General features: G+C 42.2%; 14 protein-coding genes. 1 reads left to right on the top strand and 13 read right to left on the bottom strand.

Annotated elements, in window-relative coordinates; genetic code table 11:
- Position 1: 1 nt before the first annotated feature.
- From ED312_RS19595 to ED312_RS19655, 13 genes are all read right to left on the bottom strand, one after another.
- Positions 2-2845, bottom strand: a complete 2844-nt coding sequence (locus ED312_RS19595) for a TonB-dependent receptor (RefSeq protein WP_123217726.1) — start codon at positions 2843-2845, stop codon at positions 2-4.
- A gap of 179 nt (positions 2846-3024) precedes the next feature.
- Complete coding sequence (locus tag ED312_RS19600) at positions 3025-4575, bottom strand: tetratricopeptide repeat protein (RefSeq protein ID WP_123217727.1); 1551 nt, start codon at positions 4573-4575, stop codon at positions 3025-3027.
- Between the two features lie 178 nt (positions 4576-4753).
- On the bottom strand, positions 4754-6922 hold the full coding sequence (locus ED312_RS19605; protein WP_317125695.1) for a TonB-dependent receptor: 2169 nt from the start codon (positions 6920-6922) through the stop codon (positions 4754-4756).
- A gap of 477 nt (positions 6923-7399) precedes the next feature.
- A complete protein-coding gene (locus ED312_RS19610; protein WP_123217729.1) occupies positions 7400-8323 on the bottom strand; it encodes a hypothetical protein in 924 nt (307 codons plus the stop codon).
- A 56-nt stretch (positions 8324-8379) separates the two neighbouring features.
- Positions 8380-9417: an OmpA family protein gene (locus ED312_RS19615; protein ID WP_240643153.1), complete on the bottom strand. Its 1038-nt coding sequence runs from the start codon at positions 9415-9417 to the stop codon at positions 8380-8382.
- A gap of 37 nt (positions 9418-9454) precedes the next feature.
- A complete protein-coding gene (locus ED312_RS19620; RefSeq protein WP_123217740.1) occupies positions 9455-12631 on the bottom strand; it encodes an ABC transporter permease/M1 family aminopeptidase in 3177 nt (1058 codons plus the stop codon).
- Positions 12632-12697: 66 nt separating this feature from the next.
- Positions 12698-13570 carry an ABC transporter ATP-binding protein gene (locus ED312_RS19625; RefSeq protein ID WP_123217731.1) on the bottom strand — a complete coding sequence of 291 codons (873 nt, stop codon included), beginning with the start codon at positions 13568-13570 and terminating at the stop codon, positions 12698-12700.
- Between the two features lie 77 nt (positions 13571-13647).
- On the bottom strand, positions 13648-13860 hold the full coding sequence (locus ED312_RS19630) for a helix-turn-helix domain-containing protein (protein WP_123217732.1): 213 nt from the start codon (positions 13858-13860) through the stop codon (positions 13648-13650).
- A gap of 2 nt (positions 13861-13862) precedes the next feature.
- Positions 13863-14375, bottom strand: coding sequence for a DUF2975 domain-containing protein (locus ED312_RS19635; RefSeq protein ID WP_123217733.1), 513 nt, complete (start codon positions 14373-14375; stop codon positions 13863-13865).
- 652 nt (positions 14376-15027) lie between these two features.
- Entirely contained in the window at positions 15028-16713 is a 1686-nt protein-coding gene (locus ED312_RS19640; protein WP_123217734.1) for a S41 family peptidase, read from the bottom strand.
- 429 nt (positions 16714-17142) lie between these two features.
- Complete coding sequence (locus tag ED312_RS19645) at positions 17143-18243, bottom strand: serine hydrolase domain-containing protein (protein WP_123217735.1); 1101 nt, start codon at positions 18241-18243, stop codon at positions 17143-17145.
- Positions 18244-18359: 116 nt separating this feature from the next.
- Entirely contained in the window at positions 18360-19889 is a 1530-nt protein-coding gene (locus ED312_RS19650; RefSeq protein WP_123217736.1) for a dienelactone hydrolase family protein, read from the bottom strand.
- A gap of 188 nt (positions 19890-20077) precedes the next feature.
- Positions 20078-20584 carry a dihydrofolate reductase family protein gene (locus tag ED312_RS19655; RefSeq protein WP_123217737.1) on the bottom strand — a complete coding sequence of 169 codons (507 nt, stop codon included), beginning with the start codon at positions 20582-20584 and terminating at the stop codon, positions 20078-20080.
- A gap of 100 nt (positions 20585-20684) precedes the next feature.
- On the opposite strand from ED312_RS19655, the gene ED312_RS19660 reads away from it, so the two are divergent.
- Positions 20685-21029: a winged helix-turn-helix transcriptional regulator gene (locus ED312_RS19660; RefSeq protein ID WP_123217738.1), complete on the top strand. Its 345-nt coding sequence runs from the start codon at positions 20685-20687 to the stop codon at positions 21027-21029.
- Positions 21030-21319 lie beyond the last annotated feature (290 nt).

Raw genomic sequence — 21319 nt, forward strand, 5'->3', positions numbered from 1 at the left:
GTTAAAACAGGTCGTATTTCACGCCAAATGTAAGTCTTCTCCCGTAGTATTCCATTTGCATGGTCCGGTTCCTGTTCCCCTGGTAGAAGCGCAGAGGCTGATTGGTAATATTGTTCAGGTCGGCAAATATCCTCAGGTTTTTGTTGATGGCGAACGAAGTGTTAAAATCGAGGAAGAACTGCTGGTCGTAATAGCGATCTTCGAAGGTTTCACCACCGAGTTCATTTAAATACGCATCGGAGAAGTTTGCCGATATCCTCGCCGAAAACTTATCGCCCGAATACGAGAGGGACCCGTTGAACATATGCGGAGCGGCACCGGGCAGGTCCAGATCGCCGCGTTCGTCACCGTCTTCGTTGGTAATGCCGTTGGCTTTGGCATTCACATACGTATAATTGAGATAAATCCCGAGGTTTCTGGCAAATCCGGGCAGGAAGTCCAGCCGTCTCTGGAAAGCCACTTCCGCACCGGCAATTCTGGCATTATCGCCGTTAAGCGGCTGGAACAGATCATAGCCGGTGGCCGCATCTTCGGTAACAAACACATAAATAAAATCCTTCAGGCTTTTATAGAACATCCCTCCGGAGATAATCCCGACCGATTGGAAGTAATGCTCAGCCATAAAGTCGAAGTTCATGGAGGTGGTAGGATCCAGTTCTGAATTTCCGATAAAGATCCTCTCGTCTTCCTGTACAACCTGGCGATAAGGTACCAGGTCAATGTAATTCGGACGTGAAAGGGTGTTGGTCCATGCCAGACGCAGGACGGTGTTACCGGCAGGGTTGTATTTAAAATGCACCCCCGGTAAAATATTAGTGTAGGAACTTTTGTCCTTTAGCTCATAGCTGCCTGTAAAATCCCCTTCGTCGTCAAAAATCACTTCGTTGCCAATACTTTTTACGGAAGTGTTTTCTACGCGAACCCCGGCAAGGATACTCAATTTATCGCTTAGTTTCTGGTTGGCCATGATGTAACCGGCAATCACATTTTCTTTAATGTCGTAATTTTCAGCCAATATCTCTTCGTTCTCTTCGCGATCAAACTCATTTTCATTTGAAAAATCCAGTGCGCCTACATATGCAGCAGAGGTGAAGAAGCCCGGTATATATTTTTTCCCGGCGAGGAAGTTATCATTGTAGGTTATCACATCCGTGTCGGCCATTGTTTCTATGCCCGATAAGGGTATGTAAACGGCCTCATCGTTATTTCTCGTTTTGTTCTTAAACCTGCCGCGGGCTCCGAATTTTACGATTCCGCTTCCATAACCGAAGAAATCTGCCGGCAATTCTACATTGACAAAGGCATTTACATCTTCTTCTTCGGTAAAGGAATTGGTTTCTTCAAACTCGTCGAATTCATAATTTTCAGGAGAGAGCGTTGTCAATATCCCGTGATAGGGCTTGCGGGTATTGAAGCTGTTTGCCCTATACGCATCGTCCGACTCAAAGCTGTATGCGCGTTCCTGCGGCTTTTTTTCCCGGGCCAGGGCATAAGCTCCCATCCAGTCCATTTTCAGGCTTCCGAAGAGGTGCTCTCCGCCCAACGTATAGTTTTGCATGCGTTGTTCTTCCAGACGGCGGCCTTCTCCCCGCTTGCTGTTCACTCCTCCTTTAAGCGATTTTTCAGCTTCTACCGGGAAACTGGTGAGGTCGCCATTTTCTATGGTAAAATCGCCAGGGAAGATGTCTTCACCATCTATAATCTCGGTGGCTGTGGCATAACGGTTCTCTTTATCGTCGCGCCAGTTGTACATGCCTTTAAAGTATATCGTATTACCGGGATCAAAGGCATATTCCATATTGGCGGAAAAACTCCTTCGGATACGCTGTACCAGGTATTTTCTTATTTCTACCTGGGAGACATAAGGATTTACTTCTGCCTTTTCCAGATTGTCTTCGTCGTCATGGGCATTGTATTCGAATTCGTTGCTCCATTCGGCTTCTACGTTGTCCGAGCCATAGTCGTTGTCGTTCACAGAGGCTGCAATCATCCATCCGAATTTCTTGTTTTTGCTCCGGTCGCCTACAAGAAAGGAGCCGCTTAAAATACGCTTATCGGTAATAAAATTTACCCCGGAACCGACAGTTGCCGACAGCCTGAAGTCACTGGGCGCCGAACGGGTTATCAGGTTAACAGACCCTCCCAGGGCATCGGCGTCCATATCGGGAGTGACGGCTTTGTTCACTTCAATGGTCTGTATCATATCCGAAGGGATCAGATCCATCTGCACGTTACGGTTATCGCCTTCGGCGGAGGGAATACGGCTACCGTTCAGGGTTACCGAGTTGAGTTGTGGTGCCAGACCGCGTACTACTATGTTCCTGGCCTCTCCCTGGTCCACCTGCATGGTAATCCCGGGGATGCGCTTCATGGCATCGCCGATATTGGCATCGGGAAATTTGCCCACCTGGTCGGCCGATACGATGTTGGTGATGTTTTGTTTGTTCTTCTGTGTGTTCAGGGCCTTGACCTGGTTTCCGAAACCATACCCGGTAAGTACCACTTCAGTGAGTTCGGTGTTTTGCGAGGTCAGCGATATCTCCAGGGTGACGGTATTCCCGGCTGTGACATCCACTTCCCGGGTGAGCGTGGCATAACCCAGGTAACGTACCGAAACGGTATGAATACCCGGTTTAACATCGACAAAAGTAAATTCCCCGTCAAAATTGGTTACGGTACCTTTGTTCAGGTCTTCGATCAAAACCGTGGCACCGGGTACATACAACCCGGTATCGTCGGTGATAACTCCTCGTATATTTCCCGTCTGTTGTGCCTGTGCCTGTGACGGGAAAATGGCAACAAGGAGTGTTACAAAAAATAAATTCAGGTAAATTTCCGGCTTCATTTCTTTAGGTTTAGAATTCGATCCAAAAGTATGTTTATCAATGTCTTGTAAGTGAATATTAAAAGCAACAAATAGTAAACAACAATGGTACACCGGGGAAACTTCAAGGCAACATTCACGGTTTGTTTACACGGAGGTAACATTTACTAAAGAGAGGGGCTTTTTGTGAGGTGGTATCTCTACAATTCCATTAAAAAACTGACGAGTTCCTGTTTGGCGGGAATGGGTATTTTTTTCCTCAACCGGTATCTTGCCACTCTTACGCTGTCCGGTGTAACCCGAAGTATGGGAGCTATTTCCTTAGATGACAGGTTAAGACGAAGCAGCATAGCCAGGCGCAATTCTGCCGATGAGAGTTTTTCTGTGGTAAGGGCCGACAGTTTTTTAAAGAACCGGGGATGAATGTCTTTAAAAAAACCCATGAATTCGTCCCATTCTTCTTCCATCTGCAGGTTGGCATCCAGTTCCCGGGCCAGGGACCTTATCTTGGTATGGACATCCATCTGTTTCCGGGAGGCGATATTTTTGAGCGTCGATGCCATATCGGCAATCAACTTGTTTTTTTGCGCCATGTTGAGGCTATACCTGGACAGGGAAGCGGTTTTGAGGCTTATTTCATCCTGCAATTTTTTTTCTTCTATCTCCCGCTTTTCCAGTTCGGCCTGCAACAAACGCTGTTTATATTGCTGCAATTTTACTTTCTCCTTGCGCTTGCGCAAAAAGTATATATACAGTAGCCCGCTCAACAGCAACAGGGCAAGGGTGGTTACCAGGATCAGGTTGCGGTTGGCCGTAATGGCCTCGTTCTGGTGTCTGAGCAATTCTATCTGTGCTTCTTTCTGGTTAATTTCATAGGCTGTCTGCAAGGTGTTGAAATTATTGATGTCACGGTTCCTGCTCATTTCTTTGTACATCGCTTCATAAACCGTAAGATGTTCATAGGCCTTTTGATAATCCTTTATTTCGGCATATACTTCCGAAAGGTCCTGATGGGCACTTTTCTGCTGGTGCAGGTTGTTGTTCTCCATCGCCAGTTGAAGGGCTTGTGAGGTATATTCGAGAGCTTCGGTATAATTGCCGGTTTTACGAAACATATCTCCCATATTATTTAATACACTTATCTGTGCCTCATCATTCCTGCCTTCGAAATAAGCGAGGGCCCTGCTGAAGTGTTTATGAGCAATATCGTATTGTTTCAGATCCTCATAGATACTTCCAATATTTTCGTTAACAAAGGCTATACCCCGCTGATCATTGATTTGTCTGAAAAGTTCCAGGCTTTTCTGTTGGTGTTCCAGGGCCCGGAGGTAATTTCCTTCCTTTTCGGAACAGGTCCCCAAAAGGCCTTCCGCTTTGGCCTGTCCGCGCTTATACTTGCCGGCCAAAGCAATAGCTTTGCTTGTGTCGAAATACTGTCTTGCTTTGGAAAAGATCTTGAGTGTCAGGTATATTTCTCCTATTTTGCGGTTAAGTATACTGTTAATACTGTCTTCAGGGGCCCCGGCGAGCATTTCCATAGCCTTGTTGTACTGGCCGATAGCTTCTGTAAAAACCTCGTTTTTCCGGTAAAAATCCCCGAGTTGCATATGCTTTCGGGCAGCAATACCGGGCATGCCTTCCTTAATGGCTTCCCTGAGTTCGGTTTTACAGGTATAAAACAACGAATCCTGAAGCGTATCATTTCCGTATTTTTCACTCGTCCCCTGGCCGGAACAGAAAAATGGGAGCAATAATAAAAGGAAAATTCTTTTTGTAATATGCAAACCGAATAATAGATTAGTTTAACCGTGCAAATTATTGCAGCAATGTTAAATGAGGGTTAGGTCTTTTTCATCTTATGATTAAAAACCCTCACAATACAAAAAAGCCCCCGAAAATATCGGAGGCGATGAATGTTAAACCGGGTTTTCAGAACATGAGTTTGAACCCGCCATTGATGACAAAACCGTCAACCGGGGCATAGATGTCCCGGAACTGCGGGTTGTCGATATTCCCTGTATAAATGGTATCAAACCGGGTCTGGCGGGTGTCGAGCATGTTTTCGAAATTCAGGAACAGGGAAAAATGTTCTCCCAGTTTCTTTTCGGACATGATCCCCATAATCCAGTAGGATTTCCCGGTAGCACCGTCATTTAATTTCTGCGGACTGAAATAATAGGCTTCCAGTCCTATCCAGAAGTTCTCGTGTTTTTCATACATCAGAACATTGTTCAGCCGGTGCGTGGCCACCAGGGAATATTCGGTAGTTCCTTCCCGGTAGTGCTGTTTTACATCTGCAAAAGTGTAGCCGATAAAGAGTTTGAAATCGTGATAGCTCCATTTCATATTGGCTTCGACTCCCTGTGTATCTATATAGCCGTCGGGTTGTATAAATTCGTAGTAGGAACCGGGGGTCGCCGTAAGCAGTAACGGGTCATTGATCCGTGTATAGAATAACAGGGCATTGGTAGACAGCGATAGCGATCCGGTAACCGGCCACTTGTAATTCACGTCCAGGTTGATCCCTACGGAACGTTCTGCCTTGCTGTCATCTACGGACAAGGGCAGCACATTCCGGAACTGAAGGCGTTCTACGTCTTCGGTAAATATGGTGGGAGTCTTATAACCCATTCCTCCTCCCGTACGAAATGTGAGCCGGTCATTCGGTTCAAACATCAGGGAAAAACGTGGCAGTGCGTAAAAACCGTAATCGCTTTGATAATCTCCCCGCAGGCCGGTTTCCAGTGTCCACTTTTCGGCCATATTCCAGGTATTCTGTACAAATGCCCCGATTGTACTGTTGGAAAAACCCAGGTCCTGACCGGGACTTCCTTCGGACTGGCTAAAATTTTCTGTCCATAAGTTAAGCCCGGCAATCCATTCCATTTTTTCGCCGATCGTGGAAATATTAGCTTCTGAAAAAGAAGAAACCTGGTTTCCAGCGAAGGTATAACCGGGTATGGCGATACTGCGTTCAAAAATACTGACACTGTTTTTCAGTTGTATCCGGGTGTGCTCCGACAGCTTATAGGTGCCGTCGAACTGGGTAGAGAACCGGTCGGTATTATTTTTTTCGTAATAGCCGGTATCGCTGTCATTTTTTATATAATCCATATTTCCACCGAGCCGGTTTTCGGTAACATAATTAAAGCCCGCGTTTATCTCGGTTTTTTCACTGAGGTACAGAAACAGTTTCGGATTGACCGTAAAGCGCTCAAATTCCGGGATAGCGGTAAGCCCTATATCGGCCGGATCATAAGCGGTCCCTTTGTTATAAGACGCAAAAACCGTAGTCCCGACCTTCCCGTATTCTTCCGAATAAAAACCGCTGGCATCCAAACCCAATGCCGAAGTACCGTTGATCATGAAACTCAGTTCCCGTTCTTCTTCCGGTGTTTTGGAAATGAGATTGACCAGGCCGGCAATGGCCCCTCCTCCGTATAAAGTAGATGATGCCCCTTTAATAACTTCTACCTGTTTCAGGTCCAGAGGGGCTATCTGCATGAGACTCAGTCCGCCGGAATACCCGGAGTACAAAGGAAGCCCGTCTCTCAGGAGCTGGGTATATTTTCCGTCCAGTCCCTGAATGCGAATACTGGAATTATAACTCGTAGCGGAGGTTTGCTGTGTTTGTATCCCCGTACTTTCGTTGAGCAGCATACGGATGTCGCCGGGTTTCATATTCCCTTTTTCTGCCAGTTCTTCGCCGGCTATAAACTCTACCCTGGTGGGGATATCTTCTATGGTCCTGCTGCTCCGGGTAGAGGTAATGACCACCTCTTCCATCTCCTCATGCGCCTGGTGAAGGTAATAGGTAACATGCTGCCGACCTTCTTCCGGGGGAAAAGTCTGTTCGAACTCCAGGGCCTCGTATCCGATGTATTGTATGCGTATGGTATAGGTGCCGTCCGGAATACCTTCTATGACGGCATATCCTTCTGCATTGGTGGCTGCTCCTTTTTCGAGTTCGGCAATATATACGGAAACGCCGAACAGGGGGGCATCGGATACTTCGTCTTTAACGGTTGCTTCAAAGACATGCTGTGCGCAGGTCATACAGGAAAACAGCAGCATAACCCCGGTGATAAAATGTTTCACGATAGGAAATAATTAAAGGTTTGTGAATAGTATGATAACATCTCTCATACGAGAGTTTGAAAAACACACTACACACGGGGAGGCTTCAGTAAAGACGTATAAAAAACATGAGATATTAGATTCGGGGTAAATAAGATAAGCCCTGTTCTGCCCTTTTCCACAAAAAGACATGAATATTTCTGTAACGGAACAACAAAACCGGAGCAACTGCCACAGGTAAAAAACGGCGAACAGGCGGCACAGGGATCGTGATCACTTTTTTCCGGGGCATCATCACATACATGATACGTCTCTTCCCTGCAATCCTCCGTCAGCACACAACAGGGTATAGCCGACAGTGATAGCGTAAGAAATGCCAAAAAAGTAACTGCGATCTTCATAACTGCTAAAATATGAATTTTAAGCAGGAATTATATTCTACATCCCTATCTTATCTCCGAATGACCTGAAAAATGCAATATCAGGTACATTAACCGCTTATCCCCCAAACATAATGCCCATAAGTTTACTGCCAATCTCCATCATGTCTGAGGATTCGTATACAGGCTCGCTTTTCCGTATCTCCATATCCGAATTGCTGACGGTTGACGGCGTAAGTTTTTTGAACTCATAAATCATGGGGACCTCCGATTCCGTACCCTGATAGATGGCTATTTTCATGATACCGTGTGCCTCCTCCAAATAATAGGGGTGTATGAAATTGAGTGATTTAGGCACATATTCTGACGTCCATACCTCCAGTTTACCTATCCTCACAGCATTGTTACCGCCTTTTAAAGTATACAGCGCTTTGCGGCATGGATAACCGGCTATGAGCGCGGTTTCCCCGGTAGGTTTTCTGTCATAGGCTTGCAGGTCTATTTTTGTCTGAAACTGATTTTCTTTGAAGAAATCTTTGTCGTACTTGAACGTAACCTGCTTTTTTTGATCAGATTGAGACCGAACAAAGATCATTCCTGTTTCGGTATCAGCGTTTAAAGTGTTTTCCAAATGATACATCATGCCGTCACATTTGGCCGTAACCCGGTTTTCCTTTACGAAAATCTCATTTTTCAGCATCGGGGCAAACATGATCTGTAAGGCCAGTACAGGATTACCCTGTGTAATCCTGCTAATTTTTTCCCTTTCTTCCGGTGATATTTCTTTAACAAATTCTTCCATTTGTTGTTGGGTATCTCCCTTGGAGGGGTCTACTTTTTTCAATATTTCACTTAAACGATTTCCCGGAAAGTAGATTTCTACGTCTATCTTCCCTTCGGTAAAACGTTCTTTTATCCCTGCGGTTTTTGTTGCATGTTCCTCCGAAAAAAGAAGGGAACTCATTTGCCCGTTTTGTGTTTGTTCTTTTTTACAGGAGGCCATGCACACGAAAGCCAGGAAAAAAATAATTACTCTGTTCATCTGGTCAGTTTGATTTTTAAATTTATATATACTTCCGTTTGAAATTCATAAAGCCGTTATTGCTTTATCAATTCCACCCTGCGATTCCTGGCCTTGCCCTCTTCCGTACCGTTATCCGCCACAGGATTTTCAGAACCGAAACCCTTTGCGGACAGTCGTGTTTTGTCTATCCCCAATGCCACCAGTTCTGTCAGTACGGATTGTGCACGGTCTTCAGAGAGTTTTTGATTATGGGTGTTTCTCCCGGAATTGTCCGTATACCCATGGATACCTACCTTCAGATCCTCGTTGGCTTTCAGTGCCTTGGCTATCTCGGCAATGGCTTCTTTTCCATCGGGTTTGAGTGTGGCTTTGTCCAGGTCGAAATTAATGTATAACACGGCCTTCCCTTTTTCCTCGAGCTCTTTCCGGATCTTGTCGGACTTCAAGATGGAAATGGTTTGTTTAAAAGCTTCTTTTTGAAGAATATTCAGGTTTCCAGAAGCCGTATCACCTGCCAGCTGTATATAGATATCACCTCCGTCGGAGCGACGGATAACATATACTTTTATCCTTTGGCCGACATAACCGATAGAACCGTCTTCTCCGAGATACTGGGCATCATCATGATATCTCTCGTACTCTTCATTGGTTATCTTCCCGTCAAAGATCTTAACGCCTCCTACGGATGTGATGGCATCATCATAACTTTTGAAAAAATACGCCAGGGACCAGTCGTCGTAATTCCCACTCTCTGCGGAGACATAGGTTTTCCATACTTTTCCCTCCAAAGGGGTCATTATACCATCTACAGGAAAATATAAAACATCGTATTTCCTCTGGATGGGACGGTTGGTAGCTTTAAGCCCCTCCGGAAAACTAAAAAAAGGGAAATCTCCCAGATCGGCATCGGAAACCGGAATTTTGGCAATGTCAAATTTGTTACTGTTTTCTTCAGTCCCGGATGTTGTCTCTTCTTCATTTGTCGTATTCGGAACTTCCGTAACGGCCGGTTCCGTATTCTCCACAGGTTTGTCAGCAGTTTTTTTGTTTTCCTTGTTCCCGCATGACCACAGGAAAAACAAGGCCATAACACAGATAAATAATTTTTTCATGTCTTGTCAGATTACTTAAGTTAAATGTATATAAAAATCAATTATTTTTCTCAAATAATGTTTTAATCTTTCCGTGATATTTCTTGTCGCTTACTTTTAAAAACTCATTAATAAGATCGGTAGACACCGGTGCTTCTTGCGGATAACAGTGTTTCCGAAGGAATTCTTTCAATGCTTTGTTTACATTATGTTCCCCGATAAGTTCACTGAGCGCTACCATAACTACGGCCCCTTTTGAATAGGAAATATGAATATTCTCCCCGGTTACCTTGTACAAAGGCTGAGGAGGAGCAAAACCTTTTTCGGCATTGTAGATCTGCCGGTGCATCTTCACACGCTCCATCATTTTTTCCCTGCCGTGCATTTTTTTGTACAGCATCATTTCGGTGTACATCGCCAGGGTTTCGGTGAGCATCGGGGCGCCCTCGCGATCGTCCGGCGCTATACGGTTATTGCCCCACCAAAGGTGCGAAAGTTCGTGCCCGGCCAATTCGTTGATCACATCCTGTTGCCGGTCGGCTTTAATGTTTGCATGGAAAACCATATCTTCTGTCATAAAAATCACTGCCGGATATGCTGTTGCCGCAAAGCCTTTGGTGAATGAAGATACTTCGGCAAAGGTTACGGACTGAAACGGAAACGCGCCAAAATTCGAAATGCAATAATCCAACGTATTCTTGATATTGTCGATTAAATGTGCTGTATTTTCATAATGCCGGGGGTGATAAAGCACCCTGATACGGATGCCCTCGTATTCGACCGTTTTGCCGGTGTATACGCCTGAAGATACGGCAAAGCGAAACGGAATGGCCTCTTTGGTCTTGTAGTGAAAATGGTTTCTATCGTCCTCCTGCCATTCCCTTATCAACTCTCCGGTACCGACGGCAACCTGGTCTGCGGTTGTGGAAATGGTCATGTCCAGATGAATAAAATCGTTGTGAATTTTAGGGGCATTGAGCCTTTTAACAGCCGTAGCCTCACCAAGGCCGTAGCGTTTGCGTTCGTTCTTATCCGTTATTTCATGATCCGGTTGATATCCTATTCGCGGATAATACCGGCTGATACGCATAAACGAACCGTTCTCTATAATTGCATTAAATGACCGATGCCCGTTTACCGGGTACCATTTACAGGCCAGTTCGAAATGCAGCGTAGCCGAATCTCCGGGAAGCAATGGTTCCTGTAATACAAGTCCGGTTATTTTTTCGGAGATTATCTTATCCCGGCCCGATGCACGAAAAACTGCTTTTTCAACTTTTAAATCGGGATGAAAATTCAGCAGTATTTTATGAATGGACTCATCCGTTTTGTTTTTCAGTACATATTGTCCGGTGACGGCGTACGCATTTTGGTCCGGATATAGTGCGATCCGGGTTTTAACATCCGTAATAACGGGCTGTGGCACGAATTGATATTTGCGGTATTCCTGTTCGTAGCGGGCGGCTGTTTGCAGCATATCTGTTTTATTTACGGGCAAATATCCTTCCGTAAACTTTTTACCGGAAAAAAATGCCGTACCCGCCAGAACAACACAGCAAAGGATGATCGGCATGTTAATTTTCCGGTATTTAATACTGCTGTTTATCAGCCACAACAAACCGATGACACACAAACCGAACAGTAATCTCAGTAAGAATGAAGATAAATAAACTCCGTAACCGTTGAAATCACTGTAAGGCAATGTATGACCTGCAAAAAACCGCAGCAGTGGTTGTCTAATCAGTTTTTGTGATACGGGCCCGGTAATGAGTAGGATCAATAGCAAAGATACGCCCAGGGCCAGGTACCTGTTCCTGATACGATCGTTTATAAGTAAAGCGGCTCCTGCAAAGAGTATTAAAGGGAAGGTATTAAAGACAAAAACACCCGTATAAGCCTGTCCGTCTATATGAAAATATCCGTATGAATATTGAAAGATCAACCCTTGTAACAGCAGTAATACGGAAAAGAACAATAACAATGTACTACAGGACAGCCAGTGTCCCGCCAGTTTTGTCCGGGCGAAAAAGGTGCTGTTTTCAATGTCGTAAAAACCGGATATACGACTTCTCCAAAACAGATCATTGACGAAATATGCTACGATCAATAATCCCAGAAAATGAAAATTTTCGGATATGACAGAAACCATCAGCCCCGAACCGGCATATTTTTGGGGTAGCCGTATGCCTCCTTCTATTTCGGCATAGATTTCCATTCCCACGTAAAAAAGCAACAGGACGGAAACTGCAACCAGGGTTATGCTTTTAAAAAGATAGGTCAGGTCTTTTTTCATAAATGATCCTGCCGATCTTAGCAGGGCAAGGGTCCCGAAAGCAGGTGAAGCAACAACAAACGAAGTATTTTCCGCTCCCCCGTTCTTCTCAACGCTTTTTAAACGGCGCTGTTTTAATGCCCCGTTCCTTTTCGCCGAAAACGAAAAATACTTGCAGCCAATGATGATGAACAAGAATGAAACACCTGTAAACAATACCCTGTTGATCAAAAAGTACCCGGTTAACGGTACAAGGTTTGTATTTCGCCGGCTAACGGTAAAATCCCGGGCTTCATAAAAATAAGCCGACAGGCCGAAAGGATCTGTAAGCGCAGATATCTGTTGTGCAAATACCGATTGCGGCATGCTGCCTGCCATAAAGGGAGAATTGGAAAAAAGCAGTATAACCAAATAGAAAATGTATAGCATTAACCCTGCCGATACGACCGGCAGCTTCCGGTGTGTGATCCAGGCAACCGCATATAACACGGAACAGGTAAACAACGCATTGACCAGCCCGAATACCACAAACGGATAGAGGTAAGACCCGGTTTGGGTATGGCTTTGCATTTCCATACCGTCATGAAAATTTTGTCCCGATGCAAAACCGAGGACCAGTAATGCAAAACAGCCGAACGTAAGTGTAAAAAAGGAAAAAAACCGGCCCAAAACAAAACTTTTTCTGCTAACGGGTGTGGTGAACAGTACGGCATCAAAACGGGAATCCCCCTCTTTAAACAATAACTGAAGAGCGAGAACGGTGGCTATGAAAATCACCGAAATGCTAAGCATGGCTACCATAAAACCAATGGTGTAAGGCGAATTCAGGTATACTTCTTCTCCTACCGAGAGGTTGAACCGGCTGCCGGCAAAAATTCCCATACACAGCAAGGCAATCACTACGATGTATGTAATGTAGCGATGGAAGTAACTCCGTAGATCAAAGAAAAAAATCTGTTTCATGTTTATTTTTATTTGCTTTTCGCGGGCCATCCCGATAATTATCAGGATGCTCATGGTATTTCATCACTACTCGATATTTTTAAGCTTTTGAAAATAAACGTGTTCCAATGTGGGGATAACCGGTAGAAACCCTTCGGGAGGCTCTGTTCCGAATACTGTAATGTGAAGGGATTTCTCTATTAACTGCTTACAGATTACGGGATAAGTGCCTTCGTATTCCGGCAATGATTTCTTGTCTATCTGCTTACTCCATATTTTGCCGTTTAAAGCGACAACCATTTCCGAAGGTTTTCCTGTGGCGACCAGTTTGCCTTTATTGATGACGGCCATTTGTGAACAGAGATTCCGTACATCTTCCACCAGATGCGTAGAGAGGATAACGATAACATCTTCACTGATCTCGCTCAACAACGTATTGAAACGGTTGCGCTCTTCGGGGTCCAGGCCTGCAGTGGGTTCATCCACGATAATAACGGCCGGTTTACCCAATAAAGCTTGTGCTACGCCGAACCGTTGTTTCATCCCTCCTGAAAAGGTATGTACTTCTTTATCTTTAAAAGCAGCGAGGTTTACCTTTTCCAGCAAAGCGAGTATTTGCCGTTTACGCTCATCCGGATGGATTATTCCCTTTAAGACAGCCAGATGCTGTAACAGGTCATATGCCGAAATTTTGGGATACACCCCGAAATCCTGCGGGAGAAACCCCAGTTGTTTCTTGATAAAGGCGGGATGCTTTACCACGCTGGTATCGTTAAAGGTTATATCCCCCTTTGTAGGTTTCTGAAGCCCTGCTATGGTTTTCATCAGGGACGATTTGCCTGCACCGTTCGGTCCTAACAAGCCGAACATGCCATTATCAATACGCAAAGAAATATTGTCCAGGGCTCTAATGTCGTTCTTATAAACAAGAGAAAGCTGATTGATGGAAAGTGTGTTCATTGCGGTCGGGTTTAGACAATACAAATCCTGCAATGTCTTTGCATTGATTATTAAATTATTGTGTGTGAATTTATTAACTAGTTATCCTGCTCCCTGTATTCCAGCAAATCGCCTGGTTGGCAGTCCAGAACCCTGCATATCGCTTCCAAAGTATCAAAGCGTACACCTTTGGCTTTTCCGGTTTTAAGTATGGATAGATTGGCTGGGGTAATTCCCAGTTCCTCAGCCAATTCCTTGCTTTGCATTTTACGCCTGGCCAGCATTACATCTATATTTACAATAATTGGCATGGTTATATGAATAAGTCCTGTTCGTTTTGCAAATCCAGTCCCTGTCTGAATATTGCCGTAAAAAAAAAAGTGAAAGTCCCGAGGATAATATGAACCACAATCAATTCCCAGATAATTCCGTCAATAGGAACAAAAAAGCTGCTGAGTATGGTTGCCAGTACGGGAGCAATAAGATTGAATATGCAGAACCGGTTCAGATGAACGATGTTCTGAGCCGTAAACAATCTGGATTGAAAAAAAACTTTGAATACGCCGGAGACCCACCAGAAAAAAACACTGTACAGCCCCAGCGGTAACAAAAGCGAAAAGATTAAGTAGGAAACATTATTGTCCGCAATAAGGAACGGTCTTGTGGTAAACGGGTAAAAAATGTGCAGGAACTTTTCTTCATACGGACTCGTCCATATCCCCGTAACAATACAGAAAGCCGCATATAAGGTAGTTATCGAATATCCTAAGGCCAGTATCCTGCTGATAATATACAGGGCTCTGGCTATGATCTTAACGCGCTTCATTTACTATAGTTTAAAAATTATTCAACAAATATAATAATTAATTATCGTAAAACAATAATTAATTTTAGAAACGGAAGTAAAATTATATCCGGGTTTCCTATATTACAACAGGACAACAACAATAATTGTGATTGGAGTTTTTTAGTTTTGGATGTAGCTAGTTAGGGGGGAGATTACACAATGAGGCAATCGTTTTTGCCAATCCGTATCTGTGCCATTGAAGAACACAGCTGTTCAAAATGATGGCCTGTTAACCCTATTTTTTGATAATAAGTTGCTTTAATTGTTCCATATTTTTGATGTTGCAGTAATAAAGATTCATCATTACCTACAAAACTTTTAGTTGTACCCCCCGCTGGTCCTCGTTTTTAACAAGTATCCATTACCCGGTATCCCGATGATTACCGGGAGTAATGTTCTTTCGTACGGGTTATACCAGTGCCGAGCTTATCGAAATCAATGCATTGTACAATGGAGCCGCGTTTCCATGGGTTCAACCGAAGACCGGTTTGGAAAAACAACAATATAGTTTTGTTTACATATTAAACATTTCCGAAATATTCAAGTCTTTCATACCATAGAGATATAGAGAGGTACTATATATCCATTTTTCATAATTATTAACATCAAACGTAAAAAGACTAGTTGACATTTACTGTTTCGCAAACTCAATGGCCTGCTCCAGTATTTCATCTTCCCCATTAGCTACTCCCTGGAGTGTTGGCTCAACTTCAATGTCTATTTTAACGCCATTTCTTTGTGCTTCGGTGCCGTCCGGATAGAATATCCCTACACCTGTAATTTGCGTTTCCACACCGCCTACTATATTAAACCTACTGACATTTCCGTCTGCTCCGGAAGTCTGACTTCCAATAGCTGTGGTGTTATTTCCGGTTTGTAAACACATCACTCTGAATTCACATTGACTTTGGCAACGTTCATTAACCAATACGACGACCTTACCCTGGTACTGTAATTTTTTGTTATGCCCTACTTTGTTCAACCCTTCTTCCACCCAAAAAAATCGCCCGGGATAATCGAAATCAGGTAAAATAATCTTGAAATATTCTTTTTCAGGGGAAGTTATGTAATTCACCACTTCATAGAGAGACGCTGAAGAAGACTTTCTAACATCGATAATAATGGCCTTGGTATTCTTGAGTACTCCCATCATTTCTTTAATGTCAATACCTTTTAATAAAGATGCATCTACATAGGCTATATTTTCATCAAGAATTTTATACGCTTCTTTTTCAACTCCTTTTTTTACTTCTTCGTCCTGCTCTGCGCCCCATATATCCTTCTTTAAGTGCCTTTTTATGGTCTTCTCTTGCTTTTCACCGTTTCTTATATATGTAATGTCCAACGAATCATTAGATCCATTAAAAATATAATACTTGGCGTTGAATCTTTTTCTTGAGATATTAGACCCGGCTATATATTTTTTCCTTTCCTCAAAGACATCTCCTATATTTCGATTGCTGACTTTCGTTATAATGTCACCGATTTTTATATCATCCAATTTTGCCAGAGAATCGTTAAGGATTTCTGTAACCACGGCCCCATCATCAAATAGCTTAATTCCAAACGGAGGATAATACCTACCAAAATACTTTAATGTACCTTTGGTAAATAAATTTGCATGACTGTCATCTATTCTGATAACCAGTTCTAACATGGCCAATGAAAAATCCTGTTCCGATTCCGGGTTTAAAAATCTGGGAATCATCTCTGATAAGGTATCATCCCAATCCGTATCCATCTGGTATTTATAAGGGAAAAAATACTCCACGATATTCCAATAGCGAAACAGCGACAACAACCGTAGGTTCTCGTTATTCCAGTTGAAGTCTTCATAGTCAATTTCATTTTCAACAGCGAGGGCACCTTCTCCTGCTCCTTCTCTTGGTTTTGCGTAATATTTTCCTCCCAGGTGCCTGTTCTCTTCGATATATCGGAGTTTTTCGGAAAGTTCCGTGGTAAATAACTGCTCGTCATCCCGCCAGCTTAAATCGAAATTTTTATCAAAATACATTACGCCCTCTTTATTGGCTTTACATTTTTTACAGGGCTGGACTTGCCCAAGACTTTCAATCCAATCCAGATACACTTTTGATAATTCTTCTTTATTTGCAGCTTGTTCAACCTTTGGCAGGATTTTAAAGAGCTCCTCATCCCAATTGTACGCTCCATCTGCCACATTAGGATGATAGTATTTCAAAAAGCCCCAGATTCGAGCTGTGCTTGCCAATTTTTCGGTCTCGCCCAGTTGTTTCTGCGCAATGACTCCCTGAGCACAAAAAATTGCTATTAAAAGAGACAGGAATAGTTTATTCATAATTTTTACTGTATTCTTAATTCAACAATATTGCTATAAAACTTAAAAAATACGCTCTCCTTCACAAACAAATGGATGAATTAAAACGCAATTTCATTATATCAAATTACGGAGAGAAAAAGCAGAAACCTGCATCCGTATGCCTCCGCTTATAACAAATCCAACCGGTGCTCGTTTTTAACAGGTATCCATTTTACCTGGCTTCCGGACGATTTATCGGGAGTAATGTCCTTTTGTACGGGTTACACCAGTGCCGAGCTTATCGAAGTCTAAGACATCCGAGGGCCCGGAACACTTCGTAGAGCGGGTTTTAAAATAGTTTTCTTCATCGGTTATTTTTTTGCATAGATTGATTTAGCAGTTTCTTTGTTAAAATTTATGTCACCATACAAATCAAACGAGGGGCAGCTGGAGCGGATTAGTCAAAATCTAATACTCCGTTTCAAAATAATCCCATACCTCGTTTCCAAGTTTTTCTCCGTGTTCGGAATTTGTAAAAAGCACATATCCCCAGTCCTTTTCCGTATCCATTAGGTAAAAACATGTGAATCCTGCATTATTTCCACTATGAAAATATGTGTTACTATAAGCCTTATCTGCCGTTAAAAATCCCAATGTGTAATATACGTTTATTCCTGTAGATGATGTTGATATCTTTGAATGATGCTTGAATAACTCCCTATAACTATTTTCGGATAATTGCTCCTGGTTCATTACCGCAATCATCCATTTGGAAAAATCCATAGGCTCTGAAAGTATCGACGCCGGGGCAACAAATTTTCCCTTGTCTTTTTTATACCAATAGTCGTTTTCCCAATCAATCCGTTGGCGTTGGTTATTGTAGGGTTCTGCTTTGTTCTCGTTTGTATAAGGTGTTGGAATAAATGCGGTATGTTTCATACCTATAGGTTTTGCGACCTTGTCCTGAAAAATAGTTTCCAAACCATTCCAATCAGTACCTTCGATATGCTTCAAAACCATGGCCAGGTATTGGTACCCTTCTCCCGAATATTCATAATCTGTTCCCGGTTCAAATTTAATTTTAAGCTTTTTGTCATCTTCATTCTCCCTCCAGTTCGGGAGTCCCGACCTATGGCTTAGTACCATTCGCGCTGTTATTTTTTTGTATCTATCATCATGTGCAATATCAGGATAAGGCAAATATTCGTACAATGGTTTATCCAAATCCAGTTTACCTTCTTCGACGAATTTCATCACAAAAAAAGCAAATACCGATTTCGACAATGAAGCTCCTTCAAAAATGGTTTTACCGGTAACGGGTAATTTCTTCCCAAGATTTGCGTATCCAAGAGTGTGATGATATACCACCTTGCTGTCATTTATGACCGCAATGGAAAGCCCGGGAATATTTAGAGTATCCATTCTCGACTGGAGAAAGACACTTAAGGAATCGGCCGTAACTTCAAAACCTTTAAGGTTTCTGATTTCGGTCCTTTCCTGAGATATACAGCTTGTAGTGCCGGTAACTAAGCAAAAAAAGTAAAGAAATCCCGATAGTCCTTTTATCATCTTGGCTTCTTGAATAAGATACAAAACATAAATATACGCAATCTATCTTCATGGTCGCCAGATCACCAGTTACCTGATATTTTCCTGTCGTCGCAGAAACAATAAAATAACCGGTTTTACTCCCTTAGTTGTTCCAATCGGTTGATGGCGTTTTGATTTCGGGAATTTAACTCCAGAGATTTTTCAAAACTTTCAATAGCCTTTTCTTTGTTGCCCATAACCAAATATCCTTCAGCCAGGCTATCGTAAAGATTTGCAGAATCCGGATAAAGTTTTGTTGCCAATAAAAATACATTTATTCCTTGTTCTGAAGTATCCGGGTTGAAAACAAGTTGCAGACCAAGTGTGTTTAGATTGCTTTCCGGAATTTCAAACGCAGAATACATTCTCGTTATCGAGTCATAGCATTGTAATAAGGTTTCATAGTTTCGGTTTGATGCCAGGTCGTTAAAATCCTGAAATGTGAATGCGTCTTTTTCCGGTTGCTTGGTTTGTAGGGTTATCAGGCTATTTGTAATTCCATTATCTGATGGATTGTTTTCGATGAACCTTAATGCGTTTTTATCCTTATTTAGGGTGGCATTTAAAAAATTCAATGTATATATCGAAGCCCATTTATAGGATTCCATGATTTCAGGATCGCTTTTGTCCTGTCTTTCATCTCTCTTTTCAAAGAGAATGCCCAAAGTACTGAAATAACTATGTGTAAGGTTGTGAAACTTTAATCGATATGCCTTACTCCTCGACAAGCTGTCGAATAATTGAAATTTTGTGTTAAGTTCAGGATTAATATTATCTTCTTTCAAGACTATTCCGGGAATGTCTTTCTGTGCCATATGAATGTATGGGACATCAATCTTTTGAGCTGCGAAAAACGGTGATTGGTTTAGTAGTTCATATTGGTATCTTTCTGTACCGTCAAGACTCACAATAGCTTTTACATTGCCATTGCGATTTTGCACGATGATATTGGATAAACCGCCAAAGCTAAAACCCATAACCGCAATCTTGTCGTAATCCGTAATTGGAAATTTACCTGCTTCTTTCATCAAAAACTCGACATCCCTGGCCTGGGTCTCCATTTCCTTTGCATTGTTATTGCTGAACCAACGGGTCTCAGTTCCCCTACTTGGACCTGACACAACAACAAAACCGTGACTTGCCAGATATTCACAAAGCGCAAAGTTCTCGATGGATGATGCCTGGTAACTTGGTGCATAGACAATTACCGGAAATTTTCCCTTGGCAAATTCCGCTTTAGTGTATGCCGTAGTTTGTTCGACAAGGTGTTTTTGATTTGCAGGCGTATTGGAATAATAAAACCAATTTAATATTTGTTCATTAGGCAAATGTTCCCATTCCTCTTCTTCTTTCAGCATTTCAAGGTAATCCAAAACCCTCAACGGCTCGCTGTTGACCACATTTTGTTCAGAAGGATACCATATACTTACAGGAATTGGTCTCACTATCTTTTTATTGGTGTAGTCAAAGATCCGGCTGTAAGTTCTTGTGCTGTCAGCAGTGGTGTAGTGTCGAAATCCTACATTGTATTTTCCGTTTTCCAGGTTAATTTCCCCGAGTGAGGTTTGTGCAGCTATAAGGTTAGCCTGGAAAAGTACCAAAATTTGTAGAATAGTCAATTTCATAATACATCGGTTCGTGTTCACTGTCAAAGATTCGGTTATTCATTGATCGTTATAGTATTTTTAACTTGCCGCTAACACATAAATATACGCAATTCCTCCTTTCTGCGGTATGCATTCACTTATATTCCTCATTACCCGCTACCGCACAATAAAATCAGATGATACCCAGGAAATTATTAAATCCTTATTTACAGCTTTGTAAAATGGAGAAGGAGGTTATCTTCATTTACGGTATGTTCCGCTAATTTGAATTTTGTGCTCAAAACGGGGTTATTCCCCAAAACTCCGCCATTCCCCGTGATAACCGGGCTAATATTAAAATAAAGGTCCGTTACTAAATCTTTATCTATAAAAGCATTAAAAGTGCCTGTACCTCCTCCAATTGCAACTTCTTGCAAACCTTCCGCCGTTAGGTGTTCAATAGCTTCTTCAGGGCTTCCAACAACCGTATAGCCTTCTATCTCATACGGTATATCGGCTAATATGATAATTTTAATTCCTTTAAAATGTTCTTTTATTTCTTTGGGGAACTTCCGGAAATTCTCAAAAGTCTTCCATCCGATAATAAGGTTTCCCACCTTGTTCGCATATTTCAAATAAAATCCCATCGCTTCCTTTGGTAATTGATAATGAGGATTATTAGATAATAATGTCTTTCCGTTAGCTGAAATATTTGCGATTACTGTTACTTTCATTTTTAATATAACGATTTGATTCAGAGCCAAAATTATAGAAGATATACTTTATATTTGGTATCAATTACCTTTAAGAAAGTAACTATACTTTAATACTACTATGGATTGCAGAGATAAGGAAAATTTAAAGGAACGTACATTGGCCTTGAGAGATACACTTGATTTACTGGGTGGCAAATGGAAAATTTGTATTCTCCGAAACCTGTCCTTCGGTACGATGAGATTTAAAGATCTACAAGAAACAGTTCCAGGTATTTCCCCGAAAGTTCTATCGAATGCATTATATGATTTGGAGCAGAACCTGCTGATTACAAGAACCGTTAATAATACGAGACCGGTTACGGTTTCATATGGGATTACCAAACACGCCAAAGAAACAATACCCGTCATTAATGCTTTACTTGATTTTGGGCTAAAGCACCGAAAGAAAATTAAAGAAAAATAACCTTCAATTATTATGATCCGCTACAGCAAAACTTACAAAATACAGGTCTACGGGATTGTGGAGTTTATAGTTCCTGCCCAAAAATTAGTGCTTCTATTTTTCATCCTGTAATTAATACTCCTGCAGGAATAACCTTTATGACTTTTTTAGGCTATCCTTTGAGTTCATGCTATTCTGTTCTATCTTTATGGCACAAAGTATTAAATACATCCTCTTTGCTTTAGGAATATTTTTTCATCTGTTTATAATTTAGTTTTGTGTTCAAAATGAGCGATTTAAAAAAGTTGCAA

It is taken from the genome of Sinomicrobium pectinilyticum, assembly GCF_003725735.1.
Lineage (GTDB): Bacteria > Bacteroidota > Bacteroidia > Flavobacteriales > Flavobacteriaceae > Sinomicrobium > Sinomicrobium pectinilyticum.